The organism is Deltaproteobacteria bacterium, assembly GCA_016218975.1.
GTDB lineage: Bacteria > Desulfobacterota > Deferrimicrobia > Deferrimicrobiales > Deferrimicrobiaceae > JAENIX01.
The window spans coordinates 251,364-276,400 of record JACRCO010000053.1; the positions used below are offsets into that span (position 1 = coordinate 251,364).

20 protein-coding genes and 4 tRNA genes are annotated in these 25,037 nt (G+C 60.0%); 10 read left to right on the forward strand and 14 right to left on the reverse strand.

The window, feature by feature from the left end:
- Positions 1-44 precede the first annotated feature (44 nt).
- Positions 45-1,760: a PAS domain S-box protein gene (locus HY896_07765; GenBank protein ID MBI5576248.1), complete on the forward strand. Its 1,716-nt coding sequence runs from the start codon at positions 45-47 to the stop codon at positions 1,758-1,760.
- A gap of 157 nt (positions 1,761-1,917) precedes the next feature.
- On the opposite strand, the gene HY896_07770 is transcribed toward HY896_07765, so the two are convergent.
- Positions 1,918-2,844 (reverse strand): lysophospholipid acyltransferase family protein, encoded by a 927-nt coding sequence (locus tag HY896_07770; GenBank protein ID MBI5576249.1) that lies wholly within the window; start codon positions 2,842-2,844, stop codon positions 1,918-1,920.
- A 132-nt stretch (positions 2,845-2,976) separates the two neighbouring features.
- On the opposite strand from HY896_07770, the gene HY896_07775 reads away from it, so the two are divergent.
- Together HY896_07775 and HY896_07780 are read left to right on the forward strand one after the other, a co-directional pair.
- Complete coding sequence (locus HY896_07775; GenBank protein ID MBI5576250.1) at positions 2,977-4,134, forward strand: FIST C-terminal domain-containing protein; 1,158 nt, start codon at positions 2,977-2,979, stop codon at positions 4,132-4,134.
- A gap of 1 nt (position 4,135) precedes the next feature.
- Complete coding sequence (locus HY896_07780; protein ID MBI5576251.1) at positions 4,136-5,749, forward strand: response regulator; 1,614 nt, start codon at positions 4,136-4,138, stop codon at positions 5,747-5,749.
- A 259-nt stretch (positions 5,750-6,008) separates the two neighbouring features.
- Here the strand turns inward: HY896_07780 and HY896_07785 are convergent.
- Together HY896_07785 and HY896_07790 are read right to left on the reverse strand one after the other, a co-directional pair.
- Positions 6,009-6,084: transfer RNA gene (locus tag HY896_07785), tRNA-Arg, on the reverse strand.
- A gap of 44 nt (positions 6,085-6,128) precedes the next feature.
- Positions 6,129-6,524 (reverse strand): nuclear transport factor 2 family protein, encoded by a 396-nt coding sequence (locus HY896_07790; protein MBI5576252.1) that lies wholly within the window; start codon positions 6,522-6,524, stop codon positions 6,129-6,131.
- A gap of 100 nt (positions 6,525-6,624) precedes the next feature.
- Between HY896_07790 and HY896_07795 the strand changes: the two genes are divergently transcribed.
- From HY896_07795 to HY896_07805, 3 genes are read left to right on the forward strand one after another with little or no spacing between them, the layout of a single operon-like run.
- Complete coding sequence (locus HY896_07795; protein ID MBI5576253.1) at positions 6,625-8,379, forward strand: aldehyde ferredoxin oxidoreductase family protein; 1,755 nt, start codon at positions 6,625-6,627, stop codon at positions 8,377-8,379.
- Positions 8,376-9,545, forward strand: a complete 1,170-nt coding sequence (locus tag HY896_07800; GenBank protein ID MBI5576254.1) for a class II aldolase/adducin family protein — start codon at positions 8,376-8,378, stop codon at positions 9,543-9,545. The genes HY896_07795 and HY896_07800 overlap by 4 nt, the downstream gene beginning before the upstream one ends.
- On the forward strand, positions 9,542-10,798 hold the full coding sequence (locus HY896_07805) for an AmpG family muropeptide MFS transporter (GenBank protein MBI5576255.1): 1,257 nt from the start codon (positions 9,542-9,544) through the stop codon (positions 10,796-10,798). Before HY896_07800 ends, HY896_07805 begins: the two co-directional genes overlap by 4 nt.
- A 55-nt stretch (positions 10,799-10,853) precedes the next feature.
- Here the strand turns inward: HY896_07805 and infA are convergent, their stop codons facing one another.
- Positions 10,854-11,075, reverse strand: coding sequence for a translation initiation factor IF-1 (gene infA, locus HY896_07810; protein MBI5576256.1), 222 nt, complete (start codon positions 11,073-11,075; stop codon positions 10,854-10,856).
- Positions 11,076-11,305: 230 nt separating this feature from the next.
- Here infA and HY896_07815 point away from each other — a divergent pair, with 230 nt between their 5' ends.
- Entirely contained in the window at positions 11,306-12,085 is a 780-nt protein-coding gene (locus tag HY896_07815) for an epoxyqueuosine reductase (GenBank protein MBI5576257.1), read from the forward strand.
- Here the strand turns inward: HY896_07815 and HY896_07820 are convergent.
- The gene (locus HY896_07820; GenBank protein ID MBI5576258.1) at positions 12,068-12,358 is read right to left on the reverse strand and encodes a hypothetical protein; all 291 of its coding nucleotides are present in this window, start codon (positions 12,356-12,358) and stop codon (positions 12,068-12,070) included. The genes HY896_07815 and HY896_07820 overlap by 18 nt on opposite strands.
- A 515-nt stretch (positions 12,359-12,873) precedes the next feature.
- Between HY896_07820 and HY896_07825 the strand changes: the two genes are divergently transcribed.
- The gene (locus tag HY896_07825) at positions 12,874-14,133 is read left to right on the forward strand and encodes an ABC transporter substrate-binding protein (protein MBI5576259.1); all 1,260 of its coding nucleotides are present in this window, start codon (positions 12,874-12,876) and stop codon (positions 14,131-14,133) included.
- 15 nt (positions 14,134-14,148) lie between these two features.
- Entirely contained in the window at positions 14,149-16,623 is a 2,475-nt protein-coding gene (locus HY896_07830; protein ID MBI5576260.1) for a hypothetical protein, read from the forward strand.
- 90 nt (positions 16,624-16,713) lie between these two features.
- Here the strand turns inward: HY896_07830 and HY896_07835 are convergent.
- The 3 genes from HY896_07835 to HY896_07845 all read right to left on the reverse strand — a co-directional run bounded on the left by HY896_07835 (position 16,714) and on the right by HY896_07845 (position 17,151).
- Positions 16,714-16,790: transfer RNA gene (locus HY896_07835), tRNA-Lys, on the reverse strand.
- A 203-nt stretch (positions 16,791-16,993) separates the two neighbouring features.
- Positions 16,994-17,068, reverse strand: a tRNA-Arg gene (locus HY896_07840).
- Positions 17,069-17,075: 7 nt separating this feature from the next.
- A tRNA-His gene (locus HY896_07845) sits at positions 17,076-17,151 on the reverse strand.
- Between the two features lie 196 nt (positions 17,152-17,347).
- Here HY896_07845 and HY896_07850 point away from each other — a divergent pair.
- A complete protein-coding gene (locus tag HY896_07850; protein ID MBI5576261.1) occupies positions 17,348-17,785 on the forward strand; it encodes a ferritin-like domain-containing protein in 438 nt (145 codons plus the stop codon).
- A gap of 57 nt (positions 17,786-17,842) precedes the next feature.
- Here HY896_07850 and HY896_07855 read toward each other — a convergent pair whose 3' ends face one another.
- The 6 genes from HY896_07855 to HY896_07880 all read right to left on the reverse strand — a co-directional run bounded on the left by HY896_07855 (position 17,843) and on the right by HY896_07880 (position 24,901).
- Positions 17,843-18,496 (reverse strand): response regulator transcription factor, encoded by a 654-nt coding sequence (locus HY896_07855; protein MBI5576262.1) that lies wholly within the window; start codon positions 18,494-18,496, stop codon positions 17,843-17,845.
- 4 nt (positions 18,497-18,500) lie between these two features.
- On the reverse strand, positions 18,501-20,369 hold the full coding sequence (locus tag HY896_07860; protein ID MBI5576263.1) for a HAMP domain-containing protein: 1,869 nt from the start codon (positions 20,367-20,369) through the stop codon (positions 18,501-18,503).
- Positions 20,370-20,442: 73 nt separating this feature from the next.
- A complete protein-coding gene (locus tag HY896_07865; protein MBI5576264.1) occupies positions 20,443-21,246 on the reverse strand; it encodes a cytochrome b/b6 domain-containing protein in 804 nt (267 codons plus the stop codon).
- A gap of 7 nt (positions 21,247-21,253) precedes the next feature.
- Positions 21,254-22,717 carry a hypothetical protein gene (locus HY896_07870; GenBank protein MBI5576265.1) on the reverse strand — a complete coding sequence of 488 codons (1,464 nt, stop codon included), beginning with the start codon at positions 22,715-22,717 and terminating at the stop codon, positions 21,254-21,256.
- Between the two features lie 37 nt (positions 22,718-22,754).
- The gene (nrfD, locus tag HY896_07875) at positions 22,755-23,996 is read right to left on the reverse strand and encodes a polysulfide reductase NrfD (GenBank protein MBI5576266.1); all 1,242 of its coding nucleotides are present in this window, start codon (positions 23,994-23,996) and stop codon (positions 22,755-22,757) included.
- The gene (locus HY896_07880) at positions 23,993-24,901 is read right to left on the reverse strand and encodes a 4Fe-4S dicluster domain-containing protein (GenBank protein ID MBI5576267.1); all 909 of its coding nucleotides are present in this window, start codon (positions 24,899-24,901) and stop codon (positions 23,993-23,995) included. Before HY896_07880 ends, nrfD begins: the two co-directional genes overlap by 4 nt.
- Positions 24,902-25,037: the final 136 nt, after the last annotated feature.

Genomic DNA, 25,037 nt, shown 5'->3' on the forward strand with positions numbered 1-25,037 from the left:
GAAATCCTGTGGCGGGAATCGACTTGAGGTATTATCATCGTACAATGACGAATAAATTCGAAGCGATGCCCGATTTCTTCTCTTCCATCCTCGATAACATCGTCGAGCAGATCAAGGTCGTGGATCCGCGCGATTGGAAGATTCTTTATGCGAATCGTTCCTACTTGAATGTTTTCGGTGAAACCCTCGAATCGGCATCGGGGAAAAGCTGCTACGGAACGACGCATAACAAGACGGAACCTTGTCATATGGCCGGGGAGGAATGTCCCGCGAAAATCGCGTTCGAAACCGGCAAACCAGCGTCGGTCGTCCATGCGCATGAAAACCAGGACGGGATGACGGAATATGTCCGGCTGAATGCCTACCCCGGCCGTGATCCGGACGGAGCAGTGGCTTATGTGATCGTCGTCTCTTCAGACATCACAGAGCAGATGCATCTGCACGAAGAACTCCAGAGAAAATCGGAGCTCTTCGAAATGATCCTGTTCACCAGCCCGGACGGCATCATCGGGAACGATAAAAAAGGGAATATCTTCCTGTTCAACGCGGGGGCGGAAAGCATATTCGGGTACTCCCGCGACGAGGTCATCGGCAAAATTCACGTTTCGCAAGTGTATCCTCCGGGGATTGCGGCGGAGGTCAAGCGTGCAGTCTATTCGGAGCATTACGGAGGCAGGGGGCAACTCCACGACTTCGAAACCGAGGTGATCCACAAGGACGGAAGGAGAATTCCCATCCGGCTTGCCGCCAACCTTCTGTACGACAACGGCAACGAGATCGGGACGATCGGGTTCTTCCACGACATATCGGTGAAGAAGGCGCTCCGGGAACTTCTGCTTGAATCCGAAGAAAGCTACCGTGGAATTTTCGAATCCGCAAAGGACGCGATACTTACTGTCGGGGAAGACCGGACAATCACGAAGGCAAACCGCGCCGCCGAGGACATGCTGGGATACGGGACGGGAGAACTTGCGGGAAAGAGCATAATCGACGTGCTGCCCGCCGAGTACATGGAACGCTGGGATTGCATCCGCGCCCTTACCCCCGGGAACGCGGCGGGATCGGGGCCGAATCACTCGGAATTGACGGCCACGAAGAAAAACGGGGAAAAGATCCCGGTTCACGTATCGCTGTCGGAAAACAGGACCCGAACGAAAAACATCGTCACGATCATCTTCCGGGACATATCCGAACGAATCGCCTTCGAAGAGGAGCTGCGGATCCTCTCGATAACCGACGCGCTGACGAAACTCTACAACCGGCGGCACTTCCACTCCCTCGCGGAAAAAGAAATTCTTCGGGCGAACCGGACGGGTGTTCCGTTCTCCATACTCCTGCTCGACCTGGACAGGTTCAAGGGTTACAACGACGCATACGGACACCACGAGGGGGACAAGCTGCTCGTCGCTTTCGCGGACCTGATCCGGGATTCTTTCCGGTCTATGGATGCAGGCTTCCGGTTCGGCGGCGAGGAATTCGTGATCCTCCTGCCGGACACCGATTCCATCGGCGCGATGATCGCGGCGGAACGGTTCCGCATCCGCCTTTCCGAAAAATCATTCACGCCGGGACCGTCGGGAATGCCCGTCACGGTGACGGCATCGATCGGCATCTCCGAATACCGGAAGGGCTATAGCCTCGACAAGCTGGTATGCTACGCGGACCTTGCCATGTACGCCGCGAAGAACGGCGGGAGGAACCGCAGCGTCAGCTACGAACAGCTGATCGCCCAAACCATGAAACCGTTCCCTCCAGAGTGATACGACGCCGAACCCTAGCCCGCATTTCTCACCAGGCTTCTACTGCGGCGGCGGAGACGGGCATGTCTACTGCGTTGCGCTCGGTCGCGACGCCTTGCATCTATACCCGTCTCCACCGCCTCGCTACGAACCCTGGTGAGAGATGCGGGCTTGCGGGCTACCGGCGGACCCCGTCGTACATCGCCCGCACTTCGGGATTGGACTTCCATTTCCTGTGGAACCAGAAGTACAGCTCGGGGGCTTCCCGCACCTTGGCCTCGAGACGGCGGGAATATTCGTCGAGCACTGCGCGCCCGGCTTCTTCCTGTGTTTTCGCGCCCGATAGATCGATCGGCGGCTGGATTTCGACGAAGGGTTTGCCGTCGACCCGGGTCGTGAACGCGGTGAGCGCGACGGCTCCCGTCCGGACGGCGAAGCGCGACGGGCCGGCGGGGATGGAGGTCTCCCGCCCGAAAAACACCGACCTGTACCCGTCGGGGCCGGCATCCTGGTCGTTCAGAACGACAACGATCCCCCCGCCCTTCAGGTGACGGAAGATTTTCATTCCTCCCGAGGAGTCGTTCTGCATGCTGCGGATAGGGATGATGGAGTTGCCGTACCGGGTATAGATCTTCTCCAGTTCGACCCGCATGGCGGGGTTGAAAACGGGCTTGGAGACATATGCAAGCGGATACCCCGCCCGCGCGATCAGGTATCCGCCGAGAACGTAGTTCCCGAGGTGGCCGGTGAATATTATGACGCCCTTCCCCTTTTCCACTCCCGCCCGAAGATGTTCGAGTCCGACGATCCCGGCGTATTCTCCCGGATTCCCGACGATTCTCTCCTCCCCCAGGATCTCGGCGATCAAACGCCCGTGCTCCCGATAGCAGCTGCGCGTCGCGGTCCTCACTTCCCGGTCCGTCGCCGTTCCTCCGAGCGCAACGCGCAGGTTCGTCGAAACGACGTGCCTCCGGAGCCCGAGAGCATGGAAAAGGTCCGCAAGTACCCGGAAAAAAACGTCCAGAAAGGAAAACGGCAACAGGCGTACCAGTCCGTAGATGGCCTTGAAGAGTCCGTATTCGATGTGGTAGCGGAGTTTCATCATTCCGTCCCTGTCCGACGAAATATTTATATCAGCGAAACCGATAAAGATGTCGGTTTTCGATCCGATATTATAAAGTAGAGACGGATCCCACCATGTATAAAACGCCATCGATATCCCACATCGGAGGCGAACATGCGCTACCGATCGGCAAGCAGCATCAGCACCGATGCCTACCTGGCGGGGCTCGAAATCGGTGAATCCCTCAAGGAAATATCCCCTGAGACCGTAATTTTTTTCGCCTCCATCAGCTACGAGAGGAATTTCGCGGAGCTGTTCGATGGAATGCGGGACGGCCTCGGCTCCGAGGATGCCGTCCTCTTCGGCGGAACGGGGGACGGATTCTACGAGACCTCGCAAACCGCGAATTACGGCGCATCCGCGCTGGGCATCCACAGCGGGGGGAAAATCAGATGGTCGGCCGCCTCGGCGGTCGGGGTCGAGGAGGATTCCTTCCTTGCCGCCAGGTCGTGCGCACTCGCCGCGGCAGCCGGGACAGGGAGTCCGCCCACCTTCGCATTCGTCCTTGCGGACGGCACGAAGGCCGACGGCAGCGGGATCGTCGCAGGCGTCGAGAGCGTGATCGGAGCCCCTTTCTTCGGCGGGCTGACGGGAGACGACCGCAAGTTCAAGCGAAGCCGGGTTCTGCTCAACGGAGCCGAACTCGAAAACGCCGTGGCCATACTGGCTGCATCCGGGGAAATCCCGTTCGCCGTGAACGCGGCGAGCGGCTGGACGCCGATCGGCGCGCCGGGAAACATAGAAGACGGCGAGAGCGGCACGATCCGCCGCATAAACGGGATGACCGCCCAGGCTTTCATGAAGGAGCAGCTCGGAAAACCGCTGGGCGAAGCCGACCTCGGAATCGTCCCGCTGGCCGCTTACAGGCAGGCCGACGACGAATATTTTTTCTTGAGAACGCCATCGCATCTCGATCGGGAATCCGGCGCCATCGCCACGTTCGGCAGCATCGAGGCCGGTACCGCCGTCCGGGTCTGCACGGCGACCCGCCCGGATGTTCTCGACGGGGTCCTGCGGGCCGCGGAAGGCGTGGAGGCGCGGGGGTTCACTCCCGCCGCCGCGCTGGTCGTAAGCTGCGCGGGGCGAAAGTGGCTGCTGAGCGATTCGGGAAAGGAAGAAGTCGACCTTGTCCTTTCGGCCTTCGGGGGCAAGATCCCGATGGCCGGTTTTCCCTCGTTCGGGGAAATCAGCCCGTTCCGGAAGCCGGGAGGTGCGTACACGCAAACGTTTTTCCACAACGTCACGTTCGTGGTCTGCCTCCTCGGAGAGTGAAGTGAAACACCCGCTTCTATCTCTTGCCGAAAACCCCCCACGGGGATTCGTGCACAAACCGGACCTGTCCCGGCGCGACGTACGGTCGAAGACGTTCGCCCTTTTCACCGGATCCGTCGGCGAAGCCGAACTTCGCCTCCGGGAATTGACGACACGTCCGAACGGCATCTTAGTGACGTGCTCCGGCGATTTCCTGTGGGAACGGCGTGAGGGCTCCCTCTTCCACATGGGCGTGCCCGAAGCATTGCGGGAATATATCCACCTGATCCTGCCCGTGTGCCTCGATCTTCTCGAGACGATCCATCGCCAGGCGGACAACGAGAAGAGACTTTACTTCGAACTGACGCGGGCCGTCGACGATCTCCGGATGTTGAGCGGCGATTTCAGCATGTCCCGGAAGAGTCTTCTCGAGGAAATTTCCGAGCGCAGGGCCGCGGAAGCCGCCCTGCGCGAATCCAGGGCGCAGCTTCTCCACGCACAGAAGATGGAGGCCGTCGGAACCCTCGCCGGGGGGATCGCGCACGACTTCAACAATCTACTCCAGGCGATCACCGGGTTCACCTCGCTGGCCCTTCTCGAAATTCCCGAAGGAAACGACAGCCGCCACTTGATCCGGAAAATCGGGATGGCGTCCGACCGGGCGTCCGAGCTGGTGAAGCGCCTCCTGACATTCAGCAGGATGGAGCCTCCGGAAAAGAGGCCTCTCGATCTGAACCGGGAAATTTCCCACACCGTGAGCCTTCTGGAGCGCGTCATCCCGAAGATGATCGGCATCGAAACCCGCCTGTATCCGAACCTTGTCCCGATCGAAGGCGATCCGACTCAGATCGAACAGGTAGTGATGAACCTCGGGGCGAACGCCAGGGACGCGATGCCGGAAGGCGGATGCCTGTTATTCGAAACGGAAATCACGGAGGTGACGGCCGGTGCAGTGCCGGAAACCGCGGATATGCCCCCGGGGGATTACGTATTGCTGCGCGTCAGCGACACAGGCGTCGGGATGAGCCCGGAAACCGTGAATCGCATTTTCGACCCCTTTTTCACGACGAAGGAGATCGGATCGGGAACGGGGCTCGGCCTCTCCACCGTCTACGGCATCGTACGGGGTCACGGAGGCTGGATCCGTTGCAATAGCTCCCCGGGTTCGGGCACGAGTTTCGAAATCTTCCTTCCGCCTTTCCGGTCGACTGATTTGATTACCGCCTTGGAGATCTCCCGGGGAATGGAGGTAGATCCTTCGGGCGGAACGGAATCGATCCTCATCGTCGACGATGAGTACATGGTAAGGGACGTCGCGAAAATCGTCCTCGAGGGACGCGGTTACACGGTCCGTTGCGCCAGGAGCGGTGAAAACGCGCTGGAGATGTTCCTCGCCGACGGGTGGAGCCCGGATCTGGTACTTCTCGACCTGGGCATGCCGGGCATGGGGGGCCGCAAGTGCCTCGCGGAAATACTCAAGCGGAAACCTGACACAAAGGTTCTGGTAGCCAGCGGCTATTCGACGGATCACCAGGCAGCCGGGATCGTGGACGCCGGCGCCCGCGGGTTCATCGGCAAGCCTTATAAAACCATCGAGCTGGTCCGTAAAGTGAGGGACATTCTCGACGGTCCCTGACGCCCCCCTGAATTTCGAAAACCGCGGCAAAGACATCAATGAAACTATTGGCGGCGCCTTGGAGTTCGAGTCCGGCCACGGCACGGCAACGAAAGAATGGCGCGCCCTGAGGGACTCGACCGGCTCGCGCTCGGGCATCCTTGCCCTCGCTCCGCCGGCGGCCGCGGCGCCTTACGCTGCCATCCATGGCAGCTCTTCCTCCCTGATCGGTCGGCGGCGCCTTGGGTTCGAGTCCGGCCACGGCACGGCAACGAAAGAATGGCGCGCCCTGAGGGACTCGAACCCCCAACCTTCTGATCCGAAGTCAGAAGCTCTATCCGTTGAGCTAAGGGCGCGCGCCCGTGACCGTTTTCATCACAAGGAAACGTTTGCGGTCCGATTATTCCTGGCAGCAATCGGAAAAGCAGCCGCCGGTCCCGGATTCCGGCAGCAGGGAATAATGCGCGGTTACGATCCGCGGCGATCCGTCGGAGATGGAAACCCACAGAGTGGCGCGGATCCGGGCCTCGGAGATCCCTTCCTCCTCGTCCTGCTCCTCGATCCTCTGCATCGCGTGGATCACCGCGAAATCGCCGAACCGGTCGCAGCGAAGGAGGTCGAACGACATCTCCGCCGTGGCGTCGAATACGGACTCAAGGATAGCCCGGTAATCGCCCCCGTCGAACAGCTTTCCGGAATAGTCCTCGAATACGGCGAACCTGTGGTCGTCGAGCGCGAAGAACGTGCGCAACGCCTCCGGGTCCCGGGCGTTATAGGCGTCCGCGTACTCCGCCAAGAATATCTGCGGATCGAATTCCATAGTATCGCAATTATCACACGTTTCTCCCCGCCATGCCACCGGAGGCAGACCCGCATTCTGCTATAGTGTAATATCGATGAACGGCTCCCCCACCATCGGCTGGCGCGGGAAACTCCTGCACATCGATCTTGCCCGCGGCACGGCGCGCACCGAGGATATTCCGCGCGATTTACTTCTCGGCTACCTTGGAGGCAGGGGGCTCGGCGTCCGCCTGCTTCGTGAAACGTATCACCTGGACCCTTTCCATCCCGGCATGCCGCTGGTGTTCGCCGTGGGCCCGCTCTGCGGCACGGCTGCCCCGACGTCCGCGCGCCTTGCAGCCGTTTCGCGCTCGCCGCTCACGGGGACCGTCTACGATTGCTCCGCCGGCGGCCGGTTCGCATATCGTTTGAAGGCGTCCGGTTACGACGCCGTGCGGATCGTGGGAAAAAGCCCCGTCCCCGCGATCCTGTCGATCACGCCCGCAGGCGCGGAATTGTCCGCCGCGGGCGCCTTGTGGGGGAAACCCATAGGCGAAACGGTACGGGCGCTGGAAGGCGGCGGAAGCGTCGCGGCGATCGGCCCCGCGGGCGAGAACCGGGTTCTCTTCGCCTGCATCATGATGGGCGAGGGCAATGCGATCGGGCGCGGCGGGCTGGGCGCGGTCATGGGCGGGAAAAACCTGAAAGCCGTCGTCGTGGACGGAGACCTGCCGGTAGCAGTCGCGGACAAAACCCGCTTCGGACGCGCGCGTCAGGACGTGATGCGCCTCTTCAGGGCCTCTCCCGTCATCTTCGGCGAACTGGGCATCGCGGAATTCGGCACGCCGGCGCTGGTGGACCTGATGCGGCAGCGCAGGATGGCTCCCACCGAAAATTTTCGCAGGACCGTCTTCGAGGGATCGGGGAATTATTCCGGCCCGGCGATCCGGAAAGCGTATCGGCCGAAAAAGGACGGCTGCTTCGGCTGCCCCATCCAGTGCAAGAAAAGCACGCAGGAGGGAATGCACCTCCCGGAATACGAGACCGTCTCCCATTTCGGAGCCCTGAACGGAATCGACGACCTGCACGCGATCGTGCGCTCGAACGCGCTTTGCAACGAACTTGGAATGGACACAATCTCCGCGGCCGCCACCCTTGCGGCGTGGGGAGAAGGAAGAGGCAGGTTCCCCGCCGCGGAAGAGGTGGAAGGGTTACTCGCCGACATGGGATACCGGAGAGGCGAAGGCGACCTGCTGGCGCAGGCATCGCGCCGCGTGGCCGAGGCGATGGGACATCCGGAGCTTTCCATGAGCGTCAAGTCGCTTGAGCTTCCCGCCTACGATCCGCGGGGGGCTTACGGAATGGCGCTCGCCTACTGCACCAGCAACCGCGGGGGGTGCCACTTGCGCGCCTACCCGATCTCCCACGAAATCCTGCGAAAGCCCGTGGCGACGGACCGCTTTTCCTTCTCCGGAAAAGCGCGCATCATCAAGATCGCGGAGGATACGAACGCCGCGGTCGATTCACTGGTCGCCTGCAAGTTTTCCTTTTTCGGGGCGACGCTCGAGGAATATGCCGAACTTCTCTCGGCGGTTACCGGCGAAGAGTACGGCCCTCAGATGCTGAAGGAAATCGGAGAGCGGATATACATGACCGAGCGGTTCTACAATTGCGCCAACGGGTTCGATGCGCGGGACGACCGGCTTCCCGCCCGCTTCTTCCGGGAGCCCGGCTCGGGCGGGGAGGGGATCGAAATCCCCCCGATCGACGAAAAACGGTTCGAGGAAGAACTGCTGAAGTATTACCGCATCCGTGGTCTCACGCCGGAAGGCGCGTTTTCCGATCCGGATTTCCTGGGGAAACTGCCGTGAGGGACCAGATCGAGAAATATGAGGCAAGGCTGCTCGCCGACCGGTCCGCGTTCCCCGGAAAGATAGCCTTCGCGGCGCAGGACGACACGCTGCTTGCGGACGGGAACCCGGAACTTGCCCGGCTTTGCGGGGATGTCCTTTCCTCCCTGTCGTGCCTCGGAATCGTTGCGGCCCGCCCGTCGCTTCCCTTCGCGGACTTCCTGGTTCGCCGCGCTCCTCGCACGGAATCCCGCATCGTACCGCGCGACACGGAAACCCGAACGTTCCTCCACGACATCCCTTTCCTGCGCCGCGAGGAACTCGGTGACGCCGCGGCGGAGAAAATCGCCTTGTTGCTCGGCAATCGCAAGGGAGTGATCGTCGAGGGGATCGGAATCGTCGCCAACGGGACAGTGACGGTGGAACACGCCTACATCAACTATTCATCGGTCTTCCACGCCGTCTTCGTCAAATACCTGCTGGATGCGCTTGCCGAAGGGTTCCTCCTGCCGGGAGAAAGGGACGCTTTCCGGGCGTTCCGCGAAGAATGGCTGCAGCCGATTTCCGCGGAGGGGATACCATTCCGCAGCGGGCCGCTGGCGGACACCGGGGAGATCCTGGAGGAGATCGCGGCGGTCGGGCGGCACACCGTCGAGCGTGGGCTCGTGGACTCGTTCTTCGGCAATATTTCCTACCGCTCGGGGAACATAGTTTACATTTCCCAGACTGCCGCAAGCCTCGACGAGCTGCCGGGGCGCATCGATCCGGTCCCGATGGATAACTCCTCCACCACGGGGATCACCGCCTCCAGCGAGCTGCTTGCCCACCGCAGGATATACGAGGCGAGCGGCGCAAGCGCCATCCTGCACGGGCACCCGAAGTTCACCGTCGCGATGAGCATGCTGTGCGAAGAGAAGGATTGCCCGATAAAAGACTGCTGGAAGGAATGCGACCGGGTCAGGTCCCTGGCCGGCGCGCCGGTTGTCGCAGGCGAGATAGGGGCGGGCGGACTGGCCAAACGCGTTCCTCCCGTAATCTCATCGCCGCGGAAAGCGGTGGTCTACGGCCACGGGGTCTTCACGGTGGGTGAAACCGGTTTCGCCGAACCCTTCCGGGATATGGTCGCGCTTGAAGGCCTGTGCCGGGAGGAGTATTTCAGGCGCCTCGACGAAAAGCTCTCCGGATGAAGTCGTTTCTCGCGGTTTTCCGCAGCCCCCGCCTTTTCTGGATCCTGCTGCTCGGGTTTTCGTCGGGCATACCCCTGGCTCTCACGGGAACGACGCTCCAGGCGTGGATGTCGAAGGAAAAGATCGACCTTGCCCTCATCGGCGTCTTCTCGCTGGTGGGACTTCCCTATACGGTAAAGATCCTTTGGGCGCCCCTTATGGACCGGTTCATCCCGCCGTTCCTCGGAAGGCGGCGCGGCTGGATTCTCGTAACCCAGTTCGCCCTTGCCCTCGTCATCGCCGCGATGGCTTTCTCCGACCCGAAGGGAGCCACTACTATTTTCGCGGTCCTCGCTCTTCTTGTGGCGTTCGCGAGCGCAAGTCAGGACATCGTCGTCGACGCATACCGCACCGAAGTCCTCGAACCGCGCGAACTTGGCCCGGGCGCAAGCGTCCACATCCTGGGATACCGCATCGCCATGCTGACCTCGGGAGCGATCGCCCTGATCCTGGCGGACCATCTGCCGTGGAAAACCGTCTACCTCCTGATGGCGGGATCCCTCGGAGTGGGTGTCGCAGCCTCTCTTCTTGCCCCCGAGCCCCGCCTTCCGGAGCAGCCGCCGAGAAGCATGAGGGAGGCGGTGACTGAACCGTTCGCCGAGTTCCTTTCCAGGCCGGGAGCTTTGGAGATACTGCTGTTCATCGTTCTATACAAACTCGACGTCGTGATGGCGACGGCTCTTATGACCCCCTTCATCCTGGAAATGGGATTCTCGATGACGGACATCGGCGCCGTGACCAAAGGGTTCGGCATGGCGGCCACGATCGCGGGAACGCTGGCGGGAGGGGCCGTCGTTGCCCGGGCCGGAATGAAAGCTTCACTATGGATCTTCGGAATCCTTCAGTCCGTTTCCACCCTGTCGTTCCTCGCGCTTGCGCGCCTGGGGCATCATTACCCCATGATGGTCACCGCGATCGGGCTGGAAAACCTCTGCAGCGGGATGGGGACGGCAGCGTACGCCGCTTTCCTGATGAGCCTGTGCGACCGGCGTTTTACCGCAACGCAGTATGCGCTTCTGACAAGCCTTATGGCGCTCACGAGGGTCTTTGTCGGCGCGCCGACCGGTTATCTCGTCAAGACTTACGGATGGGAGAGGTACTTCCTGATCAGCGCGCTCTCGGCCGCGCCGGGCTTGCTGCTGCTGCTACGGTATCCGCGCTGGACCGAACGCCCATCCGGAGAAGCCGCCGCGACGGTCTCCGCGCACCGGTAACGCGCAAACCCGCCAGTATCCGCAACCGTGGATAATACCTGGCGGGAAGTTCCGGCTAAACATTCTGGCGGTGAATGATGAGGCCGTGCGTCGGATCGTACGGGGAGACGCCCACGGTGACCTTGTCCCCGACCAGGACCCGGATCTTGAATCGCTTCATCTTGCCGGAAAGCTTGGCGGACAGCGTCACGCCGTTTTCCATGGTGACTATGTAGACTCCCCCGCCCCTCGTGTCCGTGACGGTCCCTTCCACCTTCGCCAGGTCGTCCTTCGCCATGCTAGTTCTCCCCTTTGGCGAACACTCTACCATTATATTCCCCGGGAAAGAACCCATTCCCTGTTCCGCTTTTTCCGCAATTATCGAAGATCGAATCCGCCGCCGCTTATTTCCTGCTCTCACCCGAAATTTATTGACATGGTGTCTGCCCCCCTGATATAAACAGACCGGTCGGTATATTATGAACAACTACGGTGAGGCGGCATGACCGCCGGAGGGGGGCGATCTTGGTGAAACAGGATATCCGTTCCTACATACTGGGGCTCGGAGCCGACGATGCCGGGTTCGCCGCCGCCGCCGATTACGACAGCCCGAGGTCCCCCCGGCTCGAGACGATCTTCCCGGGGATCCGGTCCCTTGTCCTGCTCGCTTACCGCGAGCTCGAGAGCTGCGCAAGCCCGGACCCGTACATCGCACAGAACGGGCGATACGACCTTATGGAATTCTCGCGCGGGTGCAACTACCGTCTGGCCAGGTTTCTCGAAAGGGAGTACGGCGCCCGCTGCATGACGGTGCCGGTGTCGTATCCGATGGCGATGACGCGGGAAACGAAGGGCACGGCAGGACAGGTGTCGCTGCGCCATGCCGCGGTGGTAGCAGGTCTGGGGGCGATCGGCCGCCACAACCTCGTCGTTCATCCGGTTTTCGGAACCAGGGTCATATTTTCCGCGGTCCTCACCGACCTGGATCTTCCATCCGACAGGCGGTTGGATTCGACGCCCTGCACCGATTGCGGCATCTGCGTGGAGAATTGCCCCGGCCGGGCGCTCGACGTTGCGGGCCGGACGGACGTGATGAAATGCATCAGGAATTCCCAGCCCTACGGATTATCCGGCGCGATCGGTTTCTGGGGCCGTCACGCAGAGGCTTCGGAAGATGAGCGAAAGACGATGTTCAGGGACGATTTCTTCTGGAAGATGTACCAGGCAGGTCACATCGGACCGCAGTATTTCTGTTTCAAGTGCCTGAGCTCCTGTCCCGTGGGGCGACCTTCACTTGATATGCCGTGATAAGCACCATACCGGCTCGCCGTTCAGCAGGATCTTCCGCGTCTCGTTCCCGCAGGCGTTGGTGACCGCGATGGACGGTTTTTCTTCAACCCTGTAACATATGCCGGATTCGATAAGATCGTTCTGTTTCTTTTCGTCGCCGGAATCAAGAGCCGACTTGTAGGATTTGATGCCGTCCTTCGTTTTGCAGACGACGGCACCCGATGCAAGCGTTTGCGTCCAGGCGACATTAGCCGACAATGCGACAAGGATCGCCACGTATACGATTCGCAAGTTGTTACCCGCTCCACGTTTTAAATATCTGCAACCAGTCAAAACAATCAACGGTTACAAACATAATCAGGCATTCTAAAACGGCGATCGACAAAATACAATAATCTATTACATAATAATCGGCATCAATACTGGACAAACCGGCACCGCCGCCGATATGCCCAACCTTCTGTCAGTACTCTTTACGGTTTGAAAGGGATCTTGCTTAAATGAGAATTGCAACCAAGATTCCCCACCCCATTAAACATTAATCAACAGCAACATCCAGACCAAATCATGAATATGTCACAAAGCCTCATAAACATTAGCAAATAAATCATAAATGCACATGGCTTCTGTTAGCAAGGGGAGAATATGGTAATTCTTTTCTTTTTTTTGTGAACCCGCCTTCACTTTTTATGCATGTCGGTAACAGCGTTTGGATATTCCCGCTTAAGGCATTCAAGTTAACTCCGATAAGTATCACGGCAACTTTTGCAAAGCCTAATTGGCTTCAATGAAAGGAGACCGTAGAGATGAGCAAAAAAACGTTGTTTTTATCGGTTCTGTTCATTTCCATCGCAACCCTTGTTTCCGCAGCCGATGTGGTCAAGATCGGGCTCACGGCTCCTCTCGACATCAAGCCGCTTGAAGAGAGGGATCCCTACTGGAAACAGGGTCTGGACCAGAAACGCGCCGCGGATATGGCCCTGGAGGAAATCAATGCGGCCGGCGGGATCAACGGCAAAAAGGTGGAGCTTGTCGTGGTCGACACCCCGAGCAAGCCCTCCGAATCCAAGGTCATCCTCGAAAAGATGTACAACGACGGAGCCATCGCGGCTCTCGGCGGAAGTGCGTCCTCCGTCGCGATCGCCAACGGGAAGGTTGCGAAAAAAGCGAAAAAGCTCTTCTTCGGAACGCTGACCTACTCGACGGAAACTACCGGTGAGGAAGCGCACAAGTACATCTTCAGGGAGTGCTACGACAGCGAAATGGCGGCAAGGGTTCTCGCGAACTATATGAACAAGAATTTCAAAAACAAGAAATATTTCTACATCACGGCCGATTACTCGTGGGGTTACACGACGGAAGATTCCTTCCGGAAACAAACCGGCACGACGGACAAGGACGCGCACCGCGGCGTGCTCACCAAGCTGGGAACCAAGGACTTCACGCAGCCATTGAACGCCGCAAAGGAATCCGGCGCGCAGGTGCTGGTGCTGGTCCAGTTCGGAAGGGACATGGAAAATTCGGTAAAAAAGGCCTACGAGATGGGCCTCAAGAATTCCATGCAGATCATCGTTCCCAACCTGACCGAAGACATGGCGGAAGGCGGCGGGGCGGAAGCGATGGAGGGCGTCATCGGCGCGACTCCGTGGATATACAAGGAAGCGATGAAATACGAGAAGGGGAAGAAGTTTGTTGAGACATTCGAAAAGAAATACCAGCGCTACCCGACGACGTCGGCCGCTTCCGCCTACGTGATCCTGTGGCAGTACAAGGAGGCCGTGGAACGGGCGAAGTCGTTCGATACCGGAGCGATCATCAAGGCGCTGGAAGGGCACAAGTACGTCGGGCTCAAGGATGAGCAGCAGTGGAGGGATTGGGACCACCAGTCCGTACAGACCGTGTACGCCGTCAAATGCAAGCCCGCCTCGGATGTGAAAGCCAGCAAGTACGGCCTCGACTTCTACGAAGTGATCGCCACGATGAACGGTGGGGAAGCGGCAATAAACAAGGACGAATGGGTTGCGGCACGTGCGAAAGTCGGGGCGCCCGCATCCCTCGAAGATTAGACGGAGACCTGTGATATGACGATCAAAAGCAAACTCCTTCTCAACACGGCGATCGTCCTGGTCAGCATGATCGCCGCGGTCGGGGCGGCGGTCGTCGGTATCCGATCGATAAAAGGCAATATCAACCAGCTGACCGAAAAGACGACGCCGTACCAGGTAAAGGCTCTCCGTCATCTCCAGTTGCTTCAAGGGCACGCGGCGAACCTCATTGCCCTGGCCTCTTCCTCGACACCGGAAGAAGCCGGAAAGCAGGCGGCTCAAGCCAATGATTCGCTGAAGCAATCCCTCGATGCGGCGGACGCCCTGGCCAGGATGAAGGACGAGGAGTACGCCGGCAAAAAGGCCATCTCGGAATTCACGGCGTCCATCTCGGAAGGTGCGCAGCGGAAAACCGCGGCACAGAAGGATGTCGCCGCCGCCTCGGCTTCGATCAAGGCGAGGATACAGGCGACGACCTCGAAAATGCGCCAGCTCGACGAATCCGTGAGGAAACTTCAGGGGCAAAGCTCGACGGCGATGGTCGGCTCGATCGGCGGCCTGATAACGGCCAACCGCCAGACCCACAGCTTCATGCTTTCGCAGGAAGGGATCGGAAAGCTCCAGATATTGATCGGTGAAATCGTCGCATCGAAGGACAAACGATCGGTGGGCGTCCGCCGGGATGCGTTCGATGAGACCGTCCGGAAAATCGGCGAAGCGCTGAAATCGACGAACAACGCCGACAAGTCCGTCGCCGACATCATGAAACCTCTTCATGCGATCAACGAAAAAATGAAAAACCTGTCTTCCCGCCAGATCAAGCGCATCAACGACGAAGACGAGGGCATGCGGAACGAGATCGATAATTTCGCCGGCGACATCAAGAAAGAGCTCACGTACATCGTTCCGACGGTGGAGAAGGAAGTGGCCCTCGCCTCCAAGTCGATGAAGAGCAATACCCAGAGCATGGAAACCGGGATCAATGCCTTCTCCGCTACCAACCAGATCCTCACGCACGCCTCCAGTCTCACCGTGCTCGCCACTTCCATCGAATCCCAGATCAACCGGAGCCTGAACGAGAAGAACCTGAAGGATTTCAACACGGTCTCCGGCGGCGTGGAAAGCATGTTCGCCCAGGCCTTCGACCACGGAAAGAAGCTGAACGCCCTTCTCGCGAAGGAAGGCGGGGGCGGGAACGAAGCGAAGCTCCTCGCGGAAGCCTCCGGAGCGCTTTCGGCGGTCCGCGGCGATTACGCCAAAATTTCCGACAAGATGCGCTCACTGATCAAGGTGACGAACGACCTCGACGGCCTCAACGATCGTATGCGCGGCATGGTTTCGGAAGAGATCCAGAAGCGGATGAAAGACGTGTCGAGCGCCGGCACGCTCCAGGAAGAGGCCGTGAACTCCGTAAACTCCGCATCGAGGACGACATTGACGACCATCGTCGCCGTAGGCGCCCTGGCGATCGTCGTATCGCTGCTCCTGGGGTTGTGGATGGCGGGGTCTATCGGCCGCGGATTGAAAACGATCGTGGCGAAGATCAACGAGCTTTCCGGAGACAACGCAGACCTGACGAACCGGCTGGCCGTCGGGCACGACGAGATCGGCGAAATCAGCGGCGGCGTAAACACCCTGATGGACAAGCTTCACAGCGTCATCGCAGGCATGCGCGAAAAGACACAGACCATCACAGTATCGATCGGCCAGCTCACATCCATATCCGAAGCGTTCGCAAGGAATGCCGACAACCTGTCCGGCAAGTCCATCTCACTCGCATCCGCCGCGACCGAAATGGTCCAGACCGCCGTCGATGTCGCCAAAAACGCCGAAGCCACAGCCCATGCCACCGAAGAAACCAGGCGTGTCGCAACCGACGGCGGGAAAGAGATCGACAGGTCGCTCACGCAGGTCAAAGGCCTTTACGGCGAGATCGAGTCGATATCGAAAACGATCGACGACCTCGGATGCAGTTCCGCGAAAATCGGCGAAGTCACGGGCGTCATCCGGGGAATCGCGGAACAGACAAACCTGCTCGCGCTGAACGCCGCTATCGAGGCGGCCCGGGCCGGAACCCAGGGGCTGGGATTCGCGGTCGTGGCGGACGAGGTACGAAAACTGGCGGAACGAACCAGGGAAGCGACCGCGGAGATCGGTTCGATCATCGACAAGATACAGAAAGAGGTTACGACATCGGCCGCCGCGATGCAGCACGGCATGGGAAAAACCAGGGAAGTGGTGGAGATATCACAGGGCGTGGGGGACGCCTTCAGCGGAATCCTCGGAAAAATCGGCGAAGGGGCGGACAGGATACACCAGATCGCGTCCGCGGCAAGCCAGCAGTCGAGCACCGCCGACTCTATGTCGAAGGAGGTCGAAACCGTATCCCAAAGCGTGATGCACCTCGCGGAAGGGACGGGGGATATAAAGAAAATCGCCGACGATCTGCGCCGCATGGATTCCGATCTCCAGAATTTCATGCTTATCAGCGGATTCCATGTGGCCGGTTAGGAATCGCCCGGTGGCGCAATAGCATCTAAATATTAGAGGACGTCACGAAAAGGGGACTGCAACCGAAAGGCTGCAGTCCCCTGGTTTTTCTGGTGGGCCATGAAGGATTCGAACCTTCAACCTCCTGATTAAGAGTCAGCTGCTCTGCCGGGTTGAGCTAATGGCCCACGTTGTGAAAGATCATGAACCGATATACGAAAAACTTTGGCGCGCCTGGGAGGAATCGGCTACTACGCCTTCGCCATCCCTGGCTCCGGCTGCGTAGCCTCCCCTCGCCCGCCTGTCGCGCGCGTCCATGCGCGCTTTTCCTCGCTACTCGCTCGGCGGCGTCCTCGCTTCGATTCCTCCGCTGCCGATATACGAAAAACTTTGGCGCGCCTGGGAGGAATCGAACCTCCGCACCCGGCTCCGGAGGCCGGTGCTCTATCCCCTGAGCTACAGGCGCGAAAAAATGGGGTGAGTGATGGGGATTGAACCCACGACACCCAGGGCCACAACCTGGTGCTCTGCCGACTGAGCTACACTCACCATGCATCGAAACGGCAAAAGCGAATTATACAAATCCCCCCCGCACGGGTCAACCGCATTTCCCCGCGGCGATTCCTCCCGGACGACCGGCAAATAATTTCTGCGACAGTTTGGCGCTTCCTGCTATCTTATCATCGTTGACCGGCTTGCCGGGTAGCCGCATCCGCCGCTCCCATTAATCCCGTGGAGGTGCCCGATGAAAGGAAATCCCAAGATTATCGAGGCGTTGAACAAGGTCCTGGAACTGGAGATCGGAGCCATCCTCCAATATCTCCACCACCACTGGACAGGAGACGGAATCGAAAGCGCGTCGATCCTTCCCCTGTTCGAAAAGGTGAGCATGGACGAGATGAAGCACGCGGAGATCGTCGCCGAGAGGATCAATTTCCTCGAAGGGAACCCTTCCACCAAACCCTCACCGGTCAAGACAGGCGGAGACCTTCGAAAAATGATGCAGGACGACCTCGACGCGGAATACGGCGCGATCGAGTTCTACAAGACCGTCATCAAGCTCGCCGACGAACTCGGCGATTCCACGACCCGCCTGATGATGGAGGGGATCGTCACGAAGGAAGAGGAACACGCGGACCTGTGGGAAACGATTCTTCAGAAGACGGGAAAGAAACTTCCGTAACGAACCGCACCACGACGACGCACACGACCGGCGTTCCGGCAGGAGCGCCGGCCGTGCTTATTTCACGATCCCCCGCTGAAAAGCGAACTTGATCAGTCCCGCCCGCGTTCGGATGTCCAGCTTCTCCTGGAAGTTCGCATAGTGGGCGATGACGGTCTTCACGCTGATGTCGAGCATGTTCGCAATTTCCTTGTGGGTATGCCCTTCCGCGATCAATTTCAGGACCTGCTTCTCCCGGTCCGTCAGTCTCTCATAAGGATCCTCGACGGCGGGCTCCCCCTTCCCCTTGCTCAGGTAATCCCCGATCACGGAAGAGGCTATCGCTGAGTACAGGTAGAACTCCCCGCGCGCCACCGCCCGTATCGAGGAAAGCAGGTCCGTCCCCACGGCGTGCTTCAGTATGTATCCCGAGACGCCCGCCTTGATCAGCCGGCTGACGTATTCCTTGTCGTCGTACTGGCTCAGGATCAGGATCTTGATGTCGGGGGAGGACTTCTTGATCTCCAGGGTGGCCTCGAGTCCCCCCAGCCCCGGCATGGCAATGTCCATCAGCACGATGTCGGGCTTGAGCTTCTGAGCTTTCTGGATGGCCTCCATGCCGTCGGACGCCTCACCCACCACGTCTACGTCGTCGTGAAGCGAAAGGATCGCCTTGATCCCCTCGCGCAGCAGGGCATGGTCGTCCGCGACAAGGATCTTTATCTTCGCCATGGAGTCACCCGTTTCCTTCCGACCCGTCCGGTGCAGGTTCGGGCCGTATCGGAATGTACACCTTGATCAACGTCCCCCACCCCGGCTCCGAATGGATCGTCAGCTTGCCGTCCAGCAGGGCGATTCGCTCCTCCATCCCGAGAAGTCCGAACCCCCATTGGTTCTCGTCCCTCACCGGCTCGAGAACCTGCGCCGCATCGAATCCCTTGCCGTCGTCCTGGATTTCCATCCCGATGCCCGTTTCCCAGAATGTAACAGATACCGAGACGTTTTTGGCGTCTGCGTGCTTGCAAATGTTGATGATGGCTTCCTGCGCGACCCTGAACAACACCAGCTCGATCTTCGAGTTGTCGAGGGCGCCCTGGACCTTCGCCTTCATTTCGTCGTAGTTTCCCATCGTGTTCAACTCGAAATGGATTCCCTTTTCCCCCACATGCTTCTCGAGGACCCACTTGATGGCCGATTCGAGGCCGAGATCGTCGAGGATGGGGGGGCGGAGATCCTTGATCATCCTGTGGAGCCCTTTCAGCATCGACATGCACTGCTCCCGGATCTGCTGCAGATGCTTCCGCCGGGGATCGTCGGCGGGGAACCGCATGATGACAGAGTCGAGCGAGATGAGGATGGCGTTCACGCACTGGCTCGTGTCGTCGTGCAGCTCCCGCGCGATCCGCTTCCGTTCGTCCTCCCCGGCGGTGATGATCTCACGCAGCAGCACCGCGAGTTTTCCCCTGCTGCGGTTGAGCTCCTTCGTCCTGTCGGCAACCCGGCTCTCCAGATCGGAACTGTACTTCTGGATGCTTTCGTGCGATTCCGCCAGTTTGATCCGCATCTCGTCGAAGCTCCGGCTCAAGGTCCCGATTTCGTCGCCTGCCGTCGCCTCGATGGGGTCCTCGAGGTTCCCCCGGGCGATCCTCTGCGTGGCGTCGATAAGGGAACGCACAGGCCGGACGATGCTGCGGGAAAGCCCGATCGCCAGCAGCGATGCGGTGATGATGGCTATAACGCTCAGGACCAGGAAGCCCTTCCGCAGGCTGATGGAGGGCAGGAACACGGTATCCTGGGGATCCCGCACTATGATCCCCCAAGGGGCGGTCGAGAGCGGGGCGAAGGCCAGCATGTCCTTCCCCGCCTTGGCGCCGGGAGGCGTCTCCTTGCAACGGTGGCAGCTTAACGTCGAAGCCTTCCTTTCGTTTATCAGGTTGCCCAGGAACTTGTACCGCTCGCTGCAGGTTAGGATGCGCCTCGGGTCGTTGGAGGCGATGATGACGCCGCGGCTGTCCACGAGTTCGATGTAGCTGTCCGCGCCAATGGGTATCGTCCGGATTATCTGCGAAAGTAGATAGTTCGTGGGATCGATCTCCCCCCCCGCCACCCCCACAACGTCCCCGTTCTTGTCCTTCAGCGGAACAAGCGCGAGGATGATTTTCCGGTTCGTGGATTCGACCGTGTGCACCGCGGAGATTACGGGTTTCAGACCCCGCAGCGTCCTGCTCACCTCCGGGATGCCGGAAAGGTTTACGTCCTCCCCTTCCTGGTGCGGGTAGGCTATGACCACGTTCCCGTGCAGGTCCGTCAGGAAGATCCGGCCCGTGAAAATCGAATACTCGATGGCGGCCTTTAACGCCTTCTTCTCCGGCTCCCAGTCCTTGTCCGTGAAGTCGATCTTTCCGGAAAGAGAGACGTCGTAGAGCCGCTTCAGGTTGTTTTCGAGTATGTAGTCGACGTACTTGCCGATGATGTTCGCAAGCGCGAGCCGGTTTTCGAGGGACCGCTGGATACTGGCGTTAACGCTCAGATGGCTGATTATCCCGAGGCTGACCAGTATGATGGCCATGTTCAGGATCAGCAGGAAGATGATCCGTTTCTTCATCGGCTACACCGGCCCGGGCGGGATGACAGGAACGGTTCGCCCTTGGCCAATGTATAGGCCGGTGCCTGCCCCGTCAACGGGGAACGCGCTCCCCGCCGCCTGCGGTCTGGGCGGTCCCGGCCGGGTCCGCCGGGGATTCCTCCTCCTTCAGCCCGTCGCCCAGCAGGTCGTCAGGCCCCACTCCCTCGATCCGCGCCAGCTCGAGCGGGTGCTCCCGCAGCATCCGCTCCCTGGATATGTATCCGGTGAAGATACTCGTGTCCAGGGGGAAGACCTCCGGGCTGAAGATGGAATTATAGATGTGCCAGATGGCGTTGATGAGGAAGATCAGCATCGCCTCGTTGGAATGGAGCACTTTCGCTGCGGGTATGATCTCCCCGGGCAGTATGCGCGTGACGGTCGTCGGCAGCCACAGGACGGCGCCGGTACCGATCATGAGGAAACCGCCGATCAGGATGGTCCAGTACTCGAACTTCTCCATGTAGTCGTACCGGTCGCACCGGGCCGCGTGGTCCTCGAGCCCGAAGTAGTACCGTATATTGTGGATGGCGGCGATCAGGTCGTCCCGGGTGATGAACATCGACGAGTCCCATTTCCTGGCCGCGACTCCCGCGAACGCCACGCCTACGTGAACCAGGATCTCCATTGTGAAAAAGACCCCCGCATACCGGTGGATCAGGCGGACGCTGTCGATTCCCCCCAGTTTAAGGATGAACCATTGGGCGGACTCCACGTGCCAGAACCTCTGGCAGAGGCCCGTGGCCAGCAGGACCGCCGAGCTCATGACGATCATCCAGTGCTCGACGATCCGGAACGTGCTGAACCTCCGGATCTTCCTTTTACCCTTCTCCATGACCGTGTCCTTCCCTGTCGTCACCTCTTCTTCACCGGTTGACGGCATACCGCCAGATGTGCAGGAAGATCTGAAGCAGCAGCCCGAGCCCCATGATCGGGATGAAGATCTTGTAGGCGGTGCTCACCAGGAAGATCAGGGGGAACTTCGTAAGAGACGGCTTGTAATGCGACAGCCAGGCGTTCGGGAAATTCTCGTTGGCGTCCTTATGGCACTTCTGGCACCGCTTGACAAGGTTGGCCTTGACGTACGCCGGATCGGAGCTGATCGAGCTCGCGATGTTGTGTGTCCCGTGGCAGTCGGTGCAGACGGCGATCGGCCGCGCCGGCTTGTATAGCTGCTCCCGCTGCTTCTTGTATAGCCCCAGCGTGACGCCGTGGAAATCGGTGAGATAGGCGTTCAGCACCTCGGTCGACAGCCCGTACTTGCTGACGACAGCCGGGTTCGCGTGGCAGTTCCCGCACATCTGCGGGATCCGCTCGTGGTATTCCAGCGTAAGAGGGTTCTCGGTGTCGTGGGCCGTGTGGCAGTCGATGCAGATCGGGACGTCGGTGTTCTGCTCGTTGAACAGGGCGCTCCCGTGCACGCTCTTGGCGTAAACGCCAAAGACCTCCTCGTGGCACTTCCGGCACCTCTGCGTCGTTAGCACCCTTCCCTTGACGCCCCGGGAAATGTGGGGGATCTGGTGGGAGCCGTGGCAGTCGTTGCATACCGGGGCGGTGAGGTTCCCCTGGCTCAGTATCGTATAGTGGACGCTGTCCAGGGTCTTGGTGTACTTGTCGAAATGGCAGCGGCGGCAGCTTTCCGAGGAGGCGATCGTGTAATCCCGGCGGCTCCTGAAGTTACGCTTCGGATGCTCTTCGGACGAAAAGCCGTAGTGGCAGTCCGAGCACCGCAGCTTGTCGTGGGCGTTCCCCTCGGAAAAGGAATTCGCGACGTTAAGCGCGATCTTGTCCCCGTTCCGGCAGGTCATCGTCATCTTCTGCTGATGGCACTTCATGCAGTACTCGGTCTCGCTCCGGATGATCTTGCCGCCCGCGACGGGAGTGACGGAGTGGGCGTCGTGGCAATCCGTGCAGATGGGAGAGGCCCCCTCCTTCTCCTTCGTCAAAAGGTCGGCATGGACGGACTTCGACTTTATCTGGTCCGGTGTGTGGCAGCCGCGGCAGACCGCCGACGCCTTCACGCGGTACTGCACCTTGTTTCGGAAATTCCGCGAGGCGTGATGGTCGGTCGAGAAATCGGTGTGGCAGCGGGAGCAGCTCAGGAAACCGTGGACCGACATCTTGTACTTCGCCGGGTTGACGAACGCCTCCACGGTCTCGTCGCTCTGGAACTTGTAGACTATGCCCTTTTTGCCGTGGCACTGGAGGCACTTGAGCGATTCGATGGAAAGGTCCCCCTCCTCCTTCGCGTGCCCGGCCGCGGCGAATCCGGCGAGCAGGAGGAAAAGGAGGAGCGCCGGGCCGGCGGCCTGACGCATCCTCCATCTCATCGAAAATCCCCCTTCGAACGGAGCGGGGACCATATCGTCAGTGATCCTCCTCGGGGAAATCCGGGTCCTCGCGGAGGACCGGCATCCGGTTCAGTATCCAGCGGAACAGAAGTATGTGGAACGTTATGATCGAAAGGACGATGAGCGCCTCCTTCGCGGGAGGAACGATGTGGTGGAAATGGTCCGGCAGGTTGTAGTTGAACGTGATGATCGACAGGTTCAGGCGGTTAAGGATGATCCCGGCTATGGCGTGGAAGGCACCGAACCGGACGAGCCCCGCGCTGTTCTTCTTCACACCCACGGAGAGTGTGACGACCGGAAGGGCCACGAACAGGAAGATCTCCACGAGGAACCAGTATCCGTATCCGGTCCCCAGGAGCGCCCAGTTGTCGTCGTGCGCCACCCCGATCAGCTTCAGCACGAAGTAGACGAACATGACGACGGCAGCCGCCTTCCCGAGCCCGACGGTCAGCGGATCGAGGTTGGAAAGGAACGTGTCGTCCGCCTTGTCGCGGAGCCAGCGGGCGCACACCGTGCTGACGGCGATCACCATGCACAAGCCGCCGAAGATGCTGGAGATGAAGTTGAACACCGGGATGAAGGTGGAATACCAGAGCGGGTGGACCTTCCCCGGGGCGAGGAGGAAGAGCGCCCCCAGCGCGGACTGGTGCAGCGTGGAGAGGATCACGCCCGCGATAGTCATCGCAATCGTGATGAGGATCGCCCACTTGCGGACCCTCTGTGCGCGGATCCACTCCAGGATCGCGGGGCTGAATTCAAGAAGCTGGACGGTGAGGTAGGTGGAGACATGCCAGGCAACGAGGAACAGGACGGAAGTCGGTCCGTAGGACACCGCCATCGGGTAGTAGATCCTCCACGGGCGACCTATATCGATCAGGAGGTAGATTACCGCAAAGAGGTATCCCATGAAACCGGTGAGAACGCCGAGCCGGACCAGGGGATGGTATTTCTTGTATCCCAGGATGTACACCGTAGTCGCCATCACGTAACCGGTCGCGGACAGCGGGACGCCCGCGAAGAGCCCCCACCCCAGCAGGATGCTCCAGGGGTACTCGTTGGACGAGTGCGTGACCGCGGCCAGCCCCTTGTAGAACCGCAGGCCGATCAGCGGGAAGCCGACGCACAGTATGATCATGGCGACGATGTTGAACGGCGTGATGAGCTTTTTCGAGTACTCGGCCCAGGACATACCCATCAGGAGCTTGTCCGTGAACCGTGCGGGGAAGCTCTCCGCCTTGGCGATGGTTTCGTCGTTCATTCCTTGCCCTCCTTGTTCCTTGTTGCGGCGTAGCACATCGTCAGAAGCGCCGGCCATATGGTGAGGACCATCGGCACGGCGGAGAGGAACCCTTTCGTCTGTTCCACGAGCGGTTTCTCGGGGATGTTGTTCGGGTAGTCCAACTGATCGAATGGAACGCTGGAGATGTACAGCCAGCTCGTCCCGCCGACTTCATATTCCCCGTAGATGCGGTCGATGTACTTGTCGGGGTTCTTGCGGATCTTGTTCCGCGCGAGCTTGATGAGATCGCTCCGCTTGCCGAAGGTGACCGCACCCGCCGGGCAGGCCTCGGCGCACGCCGGGATGCCCCCCTTGCTTATCCTTCCATAGCAGAGGGTGCACTTGACGATCTTCGGCTCCAGGGCGCTGTCGTAATCGTAGGCGGGTACGTAGAACGGGCAGGCCACCATGCAGTACCGGCAGCCGAAGCAGACGTCCGCGTTGTACAAAACCGACCCCTCGGGGGTCTTCGTGTACGCCTTTACCGGGCAAGCTGCAGCGCAGCTCGGCTCGTTGCAATGGTTGCACTGCACCTTCCGGTACAAGGGTTTGTCCGACGATTTGGGTTCGTACCGGTTGACGACCGTGTATGCCGAGGCGGTGGGCCGCCTCTTCCTTTCGAACACCGATTTTTCGTCGAAGGGAACCTCCGGCCCGGGAAGACGGTTCGCCTCGTTGCACGCCTTTTCACAGGAGCGGCAGCCGACGCATTCCGTAAGATCCGTGAGCATCCCGCGGCGGTCCGGCCATCCGGAGAACTTCCCATCGGCGAACACCTCGGTGGAGGTCCCTATGATGGCAGCGCCTCCCGCGACGGCCAGTCCCTGGAGGAGCTGCCTCCGGCTGACCGTCCCCTTTTTCCCCCCATCCCTCGCTTTTTCCAACTTCGCACTTCCTTCCGCGCCCTCTCCCGCCGGGCATATTTTCGTGGTTTTTGCCACGGAGAACCTCCTGTACCCTGTCACCAGGTTGATGTCACGGTTTCCGGTCGAGCTTTGCCTGGGCCTTCGGGTCGTGGCA

What these genes read in the sequence shown, in the direction of transcription:
- HY896_07765 (MBI5576248.1), top strand. Translation starts at nt 45, where the DNA reads ATGACGAATAAATTCGAAGCGATGCCCGATTTCTTCTCTTCCATCCTC.
- HY896_07770 (MBI5576249.1), bottom strand. Translation starts at nt 2,844, where the DNA reads ATGATGAAACTCCGCTACCACATCGAATACGGACTCTTCAAGGCCATC.
- HY896_07775 (MBI5576250.1), top strand. Translation starts at nt 2,977, where the DNA reads ATGCGCTACCGATCGGCAAGCAGCATCAGCACCGATGCCTACCTGGCG.
- HY896_07795 (MBI5576253.1), top strand. Translation starts at nt 6,625, where the DNA reads ATGAACGGCTCCCCCACCATCGGCTGGCGCGGGAAACTCCTGCACATC.
- HY896_07805 (MBI5576255.1), top strand. Translation starts at nt 9,542, where the DNA reads ATGAAGTCGTTTCTCGCGGTTTTCCGCAGCCCCCGCCTTTTCTGGATC.
- infA (MBI5576256.1), bottom strand. Translation starts at nt 11,075, where the DNA reads ATGGCGAAGGACGACCTGGCGAAGGTGGAAGGGACCGTCACGGACACG.
- HY896_07825 (MBI5576259.1), top strand. Translation starts at nt 12,874, where the DNA reads ATGAGCAAAAAAACGTTGTTTTTATCGGTTCTGTTCATTTCCATCGCA.
- HY896_07830 (MBI5576260.1), top strand. Translation starts at nt 14,149, where the DNA reads ATGACGATCAAAAGCAAACTCCTTCTCAACACGGCGATCGTCCTGGTC.
- HY896_07850 (MBI5576261.1), top strand. Translation starts at nt 17,348, where the DNA reads ATGAAAGGAAATCCCAAGATTATCGAGGCGTTGAACAAGGTCCTGGAA.
- HY896_07855 (MBI5576262.1), bottom strand. Translation starts at nt 18,496, where the DNA reads ATGGCGAAGATAAAGATCCTTGTCGCGGACGACCATGCCCTGCTGCGC.
- HY896_07860 (MBI5576263.1), bottom strand. Translation starts at nt 20,369, where the DNA reads ATGAAGAAACGGATCATCTTCCTGCTGATCCTGAACATGGCCATCATA.
- HY896_07870 (MBI5576265.1), bottom strand. Translation starts at nt 22,717, where the DNA reads ATGAGATGGAGGATGCGTCAGGCCGCCGGCCCGGCGCTCCTCCTTTTC.
- nrfD (MBI5576266.1), bottom strand. Translation starts at nt 23,996, where the DNA reads ATGAACGACGAAACCATCGCCAAGGCGGAGAGCTTCCCCGCACGGTTC.